General features: G+C 54.9%; 14 protein-coding genes. 10 read left to right on the plus strand and 4 right to left on the minus strand.

Translation table 11 applies throughout. From position 1 onward, the window contains the following. The first annotated feature begins 57 nt into the window (after positions 1-57). The 5 genes from eptA (at position 58) to rnt (ending at position 4730) form a co-directional block, all read left to right on the plus strand. Positions 58-1683 (plus strand): phosphoethanolamine transferase EptA, encoded by a 1626-nt coding sequence (eptA, locus tag UR504_RS02380; protein ID WP_302234793.1) that lies wholly within the window; start codon positions 58-60, stop codon positions 1681-1683. A 41-nt stretch (positions 1684-1724) separates the two neighbouring features. Further along, positions 1725-2324, plus strand: coding sequence for a TetR/AcrR family transcriptional regulator (locus tag UR504_RS02385; protein ID WP_111965654.1), 600 nt, complete (start codon positions 1725-1727; stop codon positions 2322-2324). A gap of 54 nt (positions 2325-2378) precedes the next feature. After that, positions 2379-3476 carry an alkene reductase gene (locus tag UR504_RS02390; RefSeq protein WP_115874861.1) on the plus strand — a complete coding sequence of 366 codons (1098 nt, stop codon included), beginning with the start codon at positions 2379-2381 and terminating at the stop codon, positions 3474-3476. A 100-nt stretch (positions 3477-3576) separates the two neighbouring features. Continuing rightward, positions 3577-3984, plus strand: a complete 408-nt coding sequence (gloA, locus tag UR504_RS02395; protein ID WP_008500591.1) for a lactoylglutathione lyase — start codon at positions 3577-3579, stop codon at positions 3982-3984. 95 nt (positions 3985-4079) lie between these two features. Beyond that, positions 4080-4730, plus strand: coding sequence for a ribonuclease T (rnt, locus tag UR504_RS02400; RefSeq protein WP_061098432.1), 651 nt, complete (start codon positions 4080-4082; stop codon positions 4728-4730). Between the two features lie 44 nt (positions 4731-4774). Here the strand turns inward: rnt and grxD are convergent, their stop codons facing one another. Next, entirely contained in the window at positions 4775-5122 is a 348-nt protein-coding gene (gene grxD / locus UR504_RS02405) for a monothiol glutaredoxin 4 (protein ID WP_003832760.1), read from the minus strand. A gap of 338 nt (positions 5123-5460) precedes the next feature. Here grxD and UR504_RS02410 point away from each other — a divergent pair, with 338 nt between their 5' ends. Together UR504_RS02410 and sodB are read left to right on the plus strand one after the other, a co-directional pair. Continuing rightward, positions 5461-6234, plus strand: coding sequence for a C40 family peptidase (locus tag UR504_RS02410; protein WP_136194737.1), 774 nt, complete (start codon positions 5461-5463; stop codon positions 6232-6234). 122 nt (positions 6235-6356) lie between these two features. Further along, complete coding sequence (sodB, locus tag UR504_RS02415; protein ID WP_023311353.1) at positions 6357-6938, plus strand: superoxide dismutase [Fe]; 582 nt, start codon at positions 6357-6359, stop codon at positions 6936-6938. A 38-nt stretch (positions 6939-6976) separates the two neighbouring features. Here sodB and UR504_RS02420 read toward each other — a convergent pair whose 3' ends face one another. Continuing rightward, entirely contained in the window at positions 6977-8143 is a 1167-nt protein-coding gene (locus UR504_RS02420) for an MFS transporter (protein ID WP_115874859.1), read from the minus strand. Between the two features lie 163 nt (positions 8144-8306). Then, entirely contained in the window at positions 8307-8396 is a 90-nt protein-coding gene (locus UR504_RS02425) for a YnhF family membrane protein (RefSeq protein WP_008500596.1), read from the minus strand. Positions 8397-8693: 297 nt separating this feature from the next. Here UR504_RS02425 and purR point away from each other — a divergent pair, with 297 nt between their 5' ends. Continuing rightward, positions 8694-9719, plus strand: coding sequence for an HTH-type transcriptional repressor PurR (gene purR, locus UR504_RS02430; RefSeq protein ID WP_302234792.1), 1026 nt, complete (start codon positions 8694-8696; stop codon positions 9717-9719). A 17-nt stretch (positions 9720-9736) separates the two neighbouring features. Here purR and punR read toward each other — a convergent pair whose 3' ends face one another. Next, complete coding sequence (gene punR, locus UR504_RS02435; protein WP_048222755.1) at positions 9737-10648, minus strand: DNA-binding transcriptional activator PunR; 912 nt, start codon at positions 10646-10648, stop codon at positions 9737-9739. A gap of 114 nt (positions 10649-10762) precedes the next feature. On the opposite strand from punR, the gene punC reads away from it, so the two are divergent. Next, positions 10763-11962, plus strand: a complete 1200-nt coding sequence (gene punC / locus UR504_RS02440; RefSeq protein ID WP_252092800.1) for a purine nucleoside transporter PunC — start codon at positions 10763-10765, stop codon at positions 11960-11962. A gap of 298 nt (positions 11963-12260) precedes the next feature. After that, entirely contained in the window at positions 12261-13409 is a 1149-nt protein-coding gene (gene cfa / locus UR504_RS02445; protein WP_320739297.1) for a cyclopropane fatty acyl phospholipid synthase, read from the plus strand. Positions 13410-13419 lie beyond the last annotated feature (10 nt).

The raw sequence follows: 13419 nt of genomic DNA on the forward strand, positions 1-13419 counted from the left end.
CACTAATCTTCCCTCTCTATACTCGGCCCATCATGACAATAACAGGTTTACCGATCGATGTGGTCAATCAAAAAGTTACACTGTAACGACATTAAATTTACTCTGGGTTGTGCTCTCTTCTTTACGTTAATCAACGGGCTGTTTATCCAGCGCAGCTGGGCCATCATCGGCCCAGTCCATCTGCACGACTTCCTCTTTGCCGCCTCCGTACCGCTGGTGCTGTTTTGCGGCTGGGTGATTGTCTTTAGCCTGCTTAATATCCCGTATATCCGTAAACCGCTGCTGATTGTTTTAACCATCGGTTGCGCCGCTGCGACGTATTTTATGTACACCTACGGCGCGGTGATCGATCAGAATATGATTGTGAACGTCTTCGAAACCAACTCTCAGGAAGCGACCGCCCTGGTGACCCCGCAGATGATTCTGTGGATTGTTATCGCAGGCCTTGTTCCCTCGGTGGTGCTGGCTCTTACCCACATTCGTACCGGGAAATGGTGGTATGCCCTGCTGACGCGGGTTGCCGCGATGCTCGGCGCTCTGCTGGTGATTATTCTGGTTGCCGCGCTGTTTTATAAAGATTACGCGTCGCTTTTCCGCAATAACAAAAGCATCGTCAAAATGGTCACTCCGGCGAACTATGTCAGCGCCGTGGTGAAGTACAGCAAGATGCGCTGGTTTGCCGGCGATCAGACGCTGGTGCGGATTGGTGAAGATGCCCATAAAGGGCCACTGATTTCCGGTCAACAAAAGAAAACCGTTCTGGTGCTTGTCGTCGGCGAAGCGTCTCGCGCGGCAAACTACTCCCTGAACGGTTACGATCGTGAAACCAACCCGGAGCTAAAAAAGCAGGATGTGATTAACTTCCCGCAGGCCTCCTCATGCGGCACTGAAACCGCGGTTTCCGTTCCGTGCATGTTCTCCGGCATGACGCGCAGCAAGTACGATGCCGACCTTGCACACCATCAGGAAGGTCTGCTCGATGTGCTGAAGCATGCGGGAATCAATCTGCTGTGGCGCGACAACGATGGCGGGTGTAAAGGTGCCTGCGATCGCATCCCCCATACCGATATGACGCAGTGGAATCTGGATCAGTTCTGCAAAGATAAATCCTGTATTGACGACGTGAACTTCTACCGTCTGGACAACGTGCTGGATGGCGTGAAGCAAGATACGGTGCTGGTTATCCACCTGATGGGGAGTCATGGACCGGCGTACTATCGCCGTTACCCGGACAATTTCCGGAAATTCACCCCAACCTGCGACACCAATGAAATTCAGGATTGCGACCATCAGGCGCTGGTAAACACCTATGACAACACTATCCTCTATACCGACAGCATGGTCAGCAAAACCATTGATGCGCTGAAAGCGCGACAGGCAAGCATGAACACCGCGCTGATTTACCTTTCGGATCACGGTGAATCACTGGGTGAAAGCGGTATTTATCTGCACGGCACGCCGTACATGCTGGCGCCGGAGCAGCAAACGCATATTCCGTTTATGTTCTGGCTGTCACCTGATTATGCAAAAAACTTTGGCATCAACGGACAGTGTTTGCGTGACCAGGCAGCAAAAAATGCGGTTTCCCAGGACAATTTGTTCTCAACCGTATTGGGTATGATGGACGTGAAATCAACGGTTTATCAACCGCAGCTGGATATACTGAGTGCATGTCGTCAGTAAACTCGCTTGCATTAGACCGAACGGTCTATTAGAGTGCGGCCATGAGCAGAAATACTGAACACGATACCCGCGAACATCTACTGGCAACCGGCGAGCAGCTTTGCATGCATCGCGGGTTTACCGGTATGGGGTTGAGCGAGTTATTAAAAACCGCTGAAGTACCGAAGGGGTCGTTTTATCACTACTTCCGGTCCAAAGAGGCCTTTGGCGTGGCGATGCTGGAGCGTCATTATGCTGGCTATCACCAGCGTCTGGCGACCCACTTTGCGTCGGGTGAGGGAAACTACCGGGATCGTGTTCTGAATTACTATCAGGAAACGCTGAACCAGTTCTGCCAGCAGGGCATTATCAGCGGATGCCTGACGGTCAAACTTTCTGCCGAAGTGTGCGATCTTTCCGAAGATATGCGCTCGGCGATGGATAAGGGTGCCCGCGGCGTAATCGCCCTGCTGGCCCAGGCGCTGGAAAAAGGCCGCGAAGAAAAAACGCTGGCCTTTTCCGGCGACCCCTTAATGCAGTCTCAGGTGCTCTACTCCCTCTGGTTAGGAGCCAACCTGCAGGCAAAAATTTCGCGCAGTGCCCTGCCGCTGGAAAGCGCGCTGGCACATGTGAAAAACAGTATTACTGCGCCAGGCGTATAACGGGCGTTTTTTATTTACCTTATTACTAGTCGACTGGTCTACTCAGGAGTCTTTATGTCAGCTGAAAAACTGTTTACCCCATTGAAAGTGGGTGCCGTCACGGCGCCAAACCGCGTGTTTATGGCTCCGCTGACCCGTCTGCGCAGCATTGAGCCGGGTGACATCCCCACCCCCCTGATGGGCGAATACTATCGTCAGCGCGCAAGCTCTGGCCTGATCATTACGGAGGCCACACAGATTTCTGCTCAGGCGAAGGGTTATGCGGGCGCGCCAGGCCTTCACAGCCCGGAACAGATCGCCGCATGGCAGAAAATTACCGCAGGCGTTCACGCTGAAGAGGGTCGTATTGCGGTCCAGCTGTGGCATACCGGTCGTATCTCACACAGCAGCATCCAGCCTGGCGGTCAGGCACCGGTTTCTGCGTCGGCCCTGAGCGCCAATACCCGTACTTCCCTGCGCGATGAAAACGGCAACGCGATCCGCGTGGATACCTCTATGCCGCGCGCGCTGGAGCTGGACGAAATCCCGGGGATTGTTAACGATTTCCGCCAGGCCGTGGCCAACGCTCGTGAAGCCGGTTTTGACCTGATTGAGCTGCACTCCGCGCACGGCTACCTGCTGCACCAGTTCCTGTCACCGTCGTCTAACCATCGCACCGACCAGTACGGCGGCAGCGTCGAAAATCGCGCTCGCCTGGTACTGGAAGTGGTTGATGCCGTATGTCAGGAGTGGAGCCCGGATCGTATCGGGATCCGCGTTTCCCCAATCGGTTCTTTCCAGAACGTCGACAACGGTCCGAACGAAGAAGCCGATGCACTGTACCTGATCGAAGAACTGGCTAAACGTGGCATCGCTTATCTGCACATGTCCGAGCCGGACTGGGCCGGCGGCAAGCCATACACTGAGGCTTTCCGTCAGAAAGTGCGCGAACGTTTCCACGGGGTGATCATCGGTGCAGGGGCGTATACGCCGGAGAAAGCCGAAGATCTGATTAATAAAGGGCTGATTGATGCCGTCGCGTTTGGCCGTGACTACATCGCCAACCCGGATCTGGTTGCTCGTCTGCAGAAAAAAGCAGCGCTCAACCCGCAGCGTCCGGAAAGCTTCTACGGCGGCGGCGCGGAAGGCTACACCGACTACCCTTCACTGTAATCTCGCCATTGTTCATTGATAGCGGCGACAGTTCGCCGCTATACTAAAACATCGTTTCTGATCAAAAAGCTTTTTTATTCCATTGGTTAATGAGGAAATTATGCGCCTACTTCACACCATGCTGCGCGTTGGCGACCTGCAACGTTCTATCGATTTCTACACTAACGTCCTGGGCATGAAGCTGCTGCGCACCAGCGAAAACCCGGAATACAAATACTCGCTGGCGTTCGTGGGTTACGGCCCGGAAACGGATGAAGCAGTGATCGAGCTGACCTACAACTGGGGCGTTGACAGCTATGAGCTGGGCACGGCCTACGGCCATATCGCGCTGGAAGTGGATAACGCGGCCGATGCGTGCGAACGCATTCGCAAAAATGGCGGTAACGTCACGCGCGAAGCGGGCCCGGTAAAAGGCGGCACCACCGTGATTGCGTTTGTGGAAGATCCGGACGGTTACAAAATCGAGCTGATTGAAGCCAAAGACGCCGGTCGCGGTCTGGGCAACTGATCCCTCAGGGCGCAACGTGCGCCCGTAGTTTTACTGCATCACCCCGCAAAATTTGCCATAATGCGCTCTGCTTTTTCCCCATGTAAGAGACCCTGATGTCCGATAACGCTCAATTTAGCGGTCTGTGCGACCGTTTTCGTGGTTTTTATCCCGTTGTCATTGATGTAGAAACAGCCGGATTTAACGCTAAAACCGATGCGCTGCTCGAAATTGCCGCCATCACGCTGAAGATGGATGAACAGGGCTGGCTTACACCGGACACCACGCTGCATTTCCACGTTGAACCTTTCGAAGGGGCAAACTTACAGCCGGAAGCGCTGGCGTTTAACGGTATCGATCCGCATAACCCGCTGCGCGGTGCCGTCAGTGAATATGATGCGCTGCACGCCATTTTTAAAATGGTGCGTAAAGGCATGAAAGAGAGCAACTGCAGCCGCGCCATTATGGTGGCCCATAACGCCACCTTCGATCACAGCTTTACCATGGCTGCCGCGGAGCGCGCGTCGCTCAAACGCAACCCCTTCCACCCTTTTGTCACCTTCGACACCGCCGCATTGAGCGGCCTGGCGCTGGGACAAACGGTGTTATCTAAAGCCTGCATTACGGCTGGCATTCCGTTCGACGGAACGCAGGCGCACTCCGCTCTATACGATACGGAGCGCACCGCAGAGCTGTTCTGTGAGATCGTCAACCGCTGGAAGCGTCTTGGCGGCTGGCCGCTGCCGATGGGTGACAGCGAAGAATAAAAAAAAGCGACCTTATCTGGTCGCTTTTTTATTTGCGCAGAAAATTACTCTGCGTCCGGCTCTTCCGTTTTATACTTCGCCGCCGTCTCTTTGATCAGCTGCTGCAGTTCGCCGCGCTGATACATTTCAATCAGGATATCGCAGCCGCCAACCAGTTCGCCGTCAACCCACAGCTGTGGGAAAGTCGGCCAGTTAGCGTACTTAGGCAGCTCAGCGCGTATGTCCGGATTCTGCAGGATATCAACGTAAGCAAAACGCTCACCACAGGCTGACAGCGCCTGAACCGCTTGTGCGGAGAAGCCGCAGCTTGGCAGCTTCGGAGAACCTTTCATATACAGCAGAATCGGGTTTTCAGCGATCTGGCGCTGGATTTTTTCAATAGTGGTGCTCATGTCTTGCTTCCTTTAACTTCTGTTACGGCATTCGTCTGACATTGTAGCGGTTCAGACTGGCATCGGAAAATAACATTTTTGTCACGTTTATACATTCTACCCCGAGTCACGAAAAGTTGCATTGCAAATGGTGTTTACCCCTGCCGCATTCAGGGTTTTGCTTAGGGAGCGGGCAAATGTGCGACAGAACGATGAATTTTTTTGCACTTGCTAACGAAACACGATTGTAGATTGAAAAATGCTATTAACTTTCTGGCTTTTTATAGATTAGAATCGACGGGCTTTGTAAATCACACGCGGGTATTATTGATGACCTGCATTTATCAGGGGACTGCCCAGTGGCGCGGATAAATAAAATCTCGATCACGCTCTGTGCTTTACTGTTTACTTCACTCACTTTCACGCCAGTGGCAAACGCCTCTCAGCAGGCGCGGCATTCTGCTGTACAAAAAAACCATCTGGTGAAAGCCACAGAACGTAAGAAAAAAACCACCGCTAAGAACGACAAGAAAAAAACACCGGCTCAGACGAAACAGACCGCTTCCAGCAAAACGAAAACAAAACCTTCCCGCACTGCCCACTCTGCCAAAAGTAAAGCTTCGCAAACCGCCGCTAACCTCGTTACTGAAAAATGCATCACGCGTAAAGGCCATAAGGCGAAATGCACGAAGGTCACGAAAATTGCGGAAGTGCATAAAGTGCGCGTACAGAAAGCGCAAAAAACCGCAATGAATAAGCTGATGGGGCAGATTGGCAAACCTTATCACTGGGGTGGGACTTCGCCGCGTACCGGTTTTGACTGCAGCGGCCTCGTCTATTACGCCTATAAAGATCTGGTCAAGTTCCGCATTCCGCGCACCGCCAACGAAATGTACCACCTGCGCGATGCCTCACCGGTTGACCGCGGTGAGCTGGAAAATGGCGATCTGGTGTTCTTCCGCACCCAGGGCCGCGGGACGGCTGACCACGTTGGCGTCTATGTCGGCAACGGAAAATTCATCCAGTCTCCACGTAGCGGTCAGGATATTCAGATCACCTCTCTCAGTGAAGACTACTGGGTACGCCACTACGTCGGCGCACGCCGCGTGATGACGCCGAAAACCATTCGCTAACCCCTGCTCTGCCACACCCGTGGCAGGGTAAGTTCCTCTTTTGCATACCCTTTCAATTTGCTATCCTGTCCTTGTTGTCTGTGTGGTTATTGGCAACGCAAAATACAATAAGGAGAGAAGCAATGTCGTTCGAATTACCTGCACTACCGTATGCAAAAGACGCCCTGGCACCGCACATTTCTGCGGAAACCCTGGAATATCACTACGGCAAACATCACCAGACTTACGTCACCAACCTGAACAACCTGATCAAGGGCACCGATTTTGAAGGCAAAACGCTGGAAGAGATCGTCCGCAGCTCTGAGGGTGGCGTATTCAACAACGCCGCTCAGGTGTGGAACCACACCTTCTACTGGCACTGCCTGGCGCCGAATGCCGGTGGTGAACCTGCCGGTGAACTGGCTACCGCCATCAACGCCGCCTTTGGCAGCTTCGCGGACTTCAAGGCGAAATTCACCGATGCCGCCATCAAGAACTTCGGTTCAGGCTGGACGTGGCTGGTTAAAGAGGCGGATGGCAAACTGGCTATCGTATCCACCTCTAACGCGGGCACCCCGCTGACCACCAGCGCGAAGCCGCTGATGACCGTGGACGTATGGGAACACGCTTACTACATCGATTACCGTAACGCGCGCCCAAACTACCTGGAACACTTCTGGGCATTGGTTAACTGGGACTTTGTGGCGAAGAACTTCGCCGCGTAAAAGACACGCAGAAGGGTTCGCCCTTCTGCGTTTTTGGTTTATTCCGCAGCGCAGGCTGCTTCTGGCTGTTTACGCCCCGACATCATCACCAACAGCAGGCCGAGCGCGGCAATGATTGCCCCCATCACCGGCACAAAGCTGTATCCCAGACCACCTGAAATCACGGCCCCACCGGCCGCCGCACCGAGCGCATTGCCCAGGTTAAAGGCACCGATATTGACCGAGGATGAGAGGCCCGGCGCTTCATGCGCAACACGCATCACGCGCATCTGCAGCGGTGGCACCACGGCGAACGTTGCTGCACCCCAGACGACCATCGCCATCGCGGCGCCAAACTCGTTACGCGCCAGCCACGGAATGGCAATCATGATGACAATCAGCAGGGTTAAGAAGCCCTTCAGCGTCCCGCTCACGGAACGGTCGGCAAATTTCCCGCCGAGATAGTTACCGATCGAGAAGCCCACGCCAATCAGCACCAGCATCGCGGTCACAAAGAGAGGCGTTGCGTGGGTAATGTCATGCAGTACCGGTGAAATATAGGTATAGAGGGTAAACATCGCCCCAGCCCCGAGAACGGTGGTAAGCAGCGCGGAAAGCACCTGCGGGCGCATCAGCACCGCCAGCTCCTTACGCACTTCCGGACGTTCTCCGGCGCTGCCTTTCGGCAGGGAGAAGAACAATGCCACCATCGCGACCACGCCCAGCCCGGCCGTCGCCAGGAAAGACATACGCCAGCCGATCGCTTCTCCCAGCCAGGTTGCCGCAGGAACACCGCCGATGTTAGCGATGGTCAGACCCATAAACATGGTGGCCACGGCGCTCGCCTGCTTATGTTTTGGCACCACGCTTGCCGCCACGACCGACCCCAGCCCAAAGAACGCGCCGTGGTTGAGGCTTGTCAGAATACGCGACAGCATCAGCGTGGTGTAGTCCGGCGAAATGGCCGAAAGCACGTTGCCGAGGGTGAAAATCGCCATCAGGAAAATCAGCGCATTGCGGCGCGCGCGATGAGAAAGGAGAAGCGTCATCAGCGGCGCTCCCACCATCACGCCGATAGCGTAGGCGCTGATCAACATGCCTGCCGCAGGGATCGAGACGTCCACGCCGCGGGCGATGACAGGCAGTAACCCCATCGGGGAGAATTCAGTGGTGCCAATCCCAAAAGCGCCAATCGCCAGGGCAAGCAGGGGAAAATTGATTTTCATGCGTCAACTCCGGATGCCGTGTCATGTGGTGACACAGAACAATGAAGCGGAAAGCATGACATCAATCACAAAAAATGAGAAGTTAACAAAATGGCAAAAGTTTTTTGCCAGAGAAGTAACAATCCGGGGAGTCGGGAGGGAGAAGGCTCTCCCTCCGCGTAAATCAGTGCAGCGCAGCCGTCAGACCGGCCGCAACAATCAGAGCCAGCACAACAACGGTGGTGAACAGCGAAAACTTAAGATCGGAACTCATCAATTTTTCTCCTTTTAATCCCCACACGAAAAGTGAGCTTGCTCATTTTTGCACAGATTACGTCAAAAATCTTCCTGGATTTATACTGATAACCACTTTACCTCTTCCCCTTTTCATCAAGATAGGACAAAATTCCACGCTAAATTTATTAGCGTACCGGCCATTGACCCCCTCCTGACGTCCCGTGTCGTTTTCCCGGCGTGCCGCAATTCAAGATTGCGTGATAAGGGTGAGAGAAGGCAAACGTTTACCTTCAAGTTTTTCAGGAGCTTAGGATATGGTCTGGAGTGACATTTAATGGCAACAATTAAAGACGTAGCAAAACGCGCAAACGTTTCCACTACAACCGTATCACATGTAATTAACAAAACCCGCTTTGTGGCGGAAGAGACGCGCAACGCCGTCTGGGCAGCGATCAAGGAGCTGCACTATTCGCCAAGTGCGGTCGCGCGTAGCCTTAAGGTTAATCACACCAAGTCCATTGGATTGCTGGCGACCAGCAGTGAAGCGGCCTATTTTGCCGAGATCATTGAAGCGGTTGAAAAAAACTGCTTCCAGAAAGGCTATACCCTGATTCTGGGCAACGCGTGGAACAGCATTGAAAAACAGCGCGCCTACCTGTCGATGATGGCGCAGAAGCGCGTTGACGGCCTGCTGGTAATGTGCTCCGAGTATCCGGAATCCGTGCTGGCGATGCTCGAAGAGTATCGCCACATCCCTATGGTCGTTATGGACTGGGGCGAAGCGCGTGCGGATTTCACCGACTCCGTTATCGACAACGCCTTTGAAGGCGGTTATATGGCCGGCCGTTACCTGATCGAACGCGGTCACCGCGAGATTGGCGTGATCCCGGGTCCGCTGGAGCGCAACACCGGGGCGGGCCGTCTGGCCGGTTTTATGAAAGCGATGGAAGAAGCGCTGATCACCGTGCCGGAAAACTGGATCGTGCAGGGCGACTTTGAGCCGGAATCAGGCTACCGCGCAATGCAGCAGATCGTTTCCCAGCCGCACCGTCCGACCGCCGTTTTCTGCGGGGGTGACATCATGGCCATGGGCGCGCTCTGCGCCGCCGATGAACTGGGTCTGCGCGTACCGCAGGATATTTCCGTGATCGGGTATGACAACGTGCGTAACGCGCGCTTCTTCACCCCAGCGCTGACCACCATTCACCAGCCGAAAGATTCGCTGGGCGAAACGGCCTTCAATATGCTGCTCGACAGGATCGTCAACAAGCGCGAAGAGTCGCAGTCCATTGAAGTTCACCCGCGCCTGATTGAACGCCGTTCCGTTGCGGACGGTCCGTTCCGCGACTACCGTCGTTAATCCCTTTACGGGGCCAGCTACGCTGGCTCCCGTAACCATTCCCGGTTCAGCGTTTCGCTGTCCCCCAGATAATCCAGCAGCCAGGCCATGGCGGGCGAGACATCATTTTGTTGCCAGGTCAGGCAGCAGGCCGCGTCCGGGAACGGATTTTCCAGCGTCAGTTCAACCCATTCGCCGGTATCGATGCGCGGACGCGCAAAATGAACGGGCACCATCGCGACGCACAGTCCGGCACTGAGGCACGTCGCCGACGATTCCCAGTCCGGAGCCACCACCCGCCGCTGGTTGTCCAGAAGCCAGGTGATACGCTTGGGCAATGAACGGGACGTATCCTCCAGCACCAGCGAGGGCCAGTTGCGCAGCGTATCGTCGCTAAGCGGCCCATCCATCGCTGCCAGAGGATGATCGCTGGCCACCACGCATTTCCAGCTCAGCATCCCCATGTCGCGAAAGGCGTAACGTCCCCCGACCGGGATCGCCTGCGTCGCGCCAATCGCCATCTCCGCCCTGCCGTCCGCCAGCGCATCCCACACCCCGTTGAACACCTCCTGCGAGACCCGCAGCTCAACGTCAGAGAAATGACGATAGAAATCGACAATCATCTGTCGGGTGCGTTCCGGCTTCACGATGTTATCCACCGCGATGGAAAGATGTCCCCGCCAGCCGTTGGCGATCTGCTGGCACTGTTCGCGGGTGATCTGCATTTTTTTGATAACAGAACGCCCTTCCTTCAAAAACCACGCGCCTGCGGGCGTTAATTCCACGTCGCGATGCCGCCGTTCAAACAGCGGAACCGCCAGCCATTCCTCAAGCTGACGCACCGTGTAGCTGATGGCCGAAGGGACGCGGTGCAACTCCTGCGCTGCACCGCTAAAGCTGCCGTTACGCGCAACAGCATCGACCACTTCAAGAGAATAATCTGACCACATTTTCTGCCTGCAAAAAATTTGAATGCACCCGCCAAATATTAGCGTTTCACAAGCGGCTTTGCACTCCCTACACTCAGCGCCAATGTATACCTGCCTCCTCAGGAGAATAAAATAATGCAACCCAGGAACGGTTTTTTAGTCTGGCTCGGCGGCTTAAGCGTGCTGGGCTTTTTGGCCACCGATATGTACCTGCCGGCTTTTGCCGCGATGCAGGAAGATTTGCAAACCCCCGCTGCCGCCATCAGTGCCAGCCTGAGTTTGTTCCTCGCCGGTTTTGCTTTTGCACAGCTGCTGTGGGGACCGCTCTCGGATCGCTTTGGTCGTAAACCGGTACTGCTGCTGGGTCTGGCCATTTTTGCCGTGGGCTGCCTGGGGATGTTATGGGTACGCGATGCCACCTGGCTGCTGGTGCTGCGCTTCGTTCAGGCCGTGGGCGTCTGTGCCGCGGCCGTGACCTGGCAGGCGCTGGTGACCGACTACTACCCGGCTAACCGCACAAACCGTATTTTCGCCACCATTATGCCGCTGGTGGGCCTCTCCCCTGCCCTGGCTCCGCTGCTGGGCAGCTGGATCCTCGCGCACTTTGACTGGCAGGCCATCTTCGCCACGCTGTTTGCCATTACCCTGGTGCTGATGCTGCCGGCGTTTGCCCTCAAGCCTGCGCATAAAAAAGAGGCGCATGCCGACGCGAAGCCGATTACCTTCACCTCACTGTTGAGCGCCAAAGCGTATCGCGGGAATGTCCTGATCTATGCCGCCTGCTCGGCAAGCTTCTTCGCATGGCTAACCGGCTCGCCGTTCATTCTGCACGATATGGGCTACAGTCCGGCAGCCATCGGCCTGAGCTATGTTCCGCAGACAATCGCGTTCCTTGTGGGCGGGTACGGCTGTCGCGCGGCGCTGCAAAGATGGGAGGGTCAGCAGATGCTGCCGTGGCTGCTGGTGCTGTATGCGCTGAGCGTCATCGGGACCTGGGCCGTTGGCTTTATTCCGGGTGCCGGTCTGGCCGAAATTTTGATCCCGTTCTGCGTGATGGCCATTGCGAACGGGGCGATTTACCCTATCGTTGTGGCGCAGGCGCTGCGTCCATTCCCGCAGGCAACAGGCCGCGCCGCCGCGCTGCAGAACACCCTGCAGCTGGGTTTGTGCTTCCTGGCAAGCCTGGTGGTCTCGGCGCTGATTGCTACGCCGCTTTTGACCACCACCAGCGTGATGCTGTTCACCGTAGCGCTGGCGGTATTGGGCTATCGCATGCAGGCCTCCGCGCAGCGTGAGCAGGATAACGGTGCTCAGGTGGAAACCTCGCATGCCTGATTGCGCCAGAAATCATGTTATATTTCAGTGATTAGGTTGCTAACAATTTTCTATTGAATCACCAAATTTTGAAGCCTATACTAAATTTGGTTCGATTAAATACGATAAATATTAAGTGTTAACGGGAGCCGGAGTGCTCCCGTTTTACCATGGAAGGCATTTCGGCAAGGGTTATCTCCCTTCCTCTGTTCTACGTCGGATACTAGCCTCGCGGTATTTACCGTGAGATTTCTCACAAACCAAAAAAAGCGTCTACGCTGTTTTAAGGTTCTGATCACAGTAGGGTGATGGAGAAGCTATGAGTTCATCGTGTATAGAAGAAGTCAGCGTTCCGGACGATAACTGGTACCGGATCGTCAGTGAACTGTTAGGTCGAGCAGGCATCACTATCAATGGATCATCGCCATCCGATCCTCAGGTTAAACATCCCGACTTTTTTAAACGCGTGTTGCGGGAAGGGTCGTTAGGCCTGGGAGAAAGCTACATGGACGGCTGGTGGGAGTGTGAACGTCTGGATACCTTTTTCGCCAGCGTGTTGCGTGCCGGTCTTGAAAATCAACTCCCCCGTAACCTGAAAGACACCCTGCGCGTCGCCTCTGCCCGACTTTTCAATCTCCAGAGTAAAAAACGCGCGTGGATCGTTGGCAAAGAACATTACGATCTTGGCAACGATTTGTTCAGCCGTATGCTGGACCCTTTCATGCAATACTCCTGCGCCTACTGGAAAGAGGCCTCGACGCTTGAAGAGGCTCAGCAGGCGAAGCTGCGTCTGATTAGCGAGAAGCTGCAGCTACAGCCCGGCATGCGCGTGCTGGATATCGGCTGCGGCTGGGGTGGGCTGGCATATTTTATGGCGAAGCATTATGGCGTCAGCGTGGTCGGCGTGACGATCTCAGCGGAACAGCAAAAAATGGCGCGGGAGCGCTGCCAGGATCTCGATGTGGATATCAGGCTGCAGGACTACCGTGACCTGAATGAACAGTTTGACCGGATTGTTTCCGTCGGCATGTTCGAGCACGTGGGGCCAAAAAACTACGATACCTATTTTGAGGTGGTGGACCGGAATCTGAAACCGGACGGCATCTTCCTGCTGCACACCATCGGCTCTAAGCGGACCGACAACAACGTTGACCCGTGGATCAACAAATACATCTTTCCGAATGGCTGTTTACCGTCCGTTCGCCAGATTGCCAACGCCAGTGAACCCCATTTCGTGATGGAAGACTGGCATAACTTTGGCGCGGACTACGACACCACCTTAATGGCATGGCATGAACGTTTCCAGAAAGCCTGGCCAGAGATTGCGGACAACTATTCTGAACGATTCAAACGAATGTTTAGCTATTATCTGAATGCCTGCGCGGGGGCGTTTCGCGCACGGGATATTCAGCTCTGGCAGGTGGTATTCAGCCGTGGGATAGAACACGGACTGCGTGTCGCACGCTAAAAAAAATAAC

The organism is Enterobacter sp. 241F3 (assembly GCF_034106785.1).
In the GTDB taxonomy this organism is placed as follows: Bacteria; Pseudomonadota; Gammaproteobacteria; order Enterobacterales; family Enterobacteriaceae; genus Enterobacter; species Enterobacter vonholyi.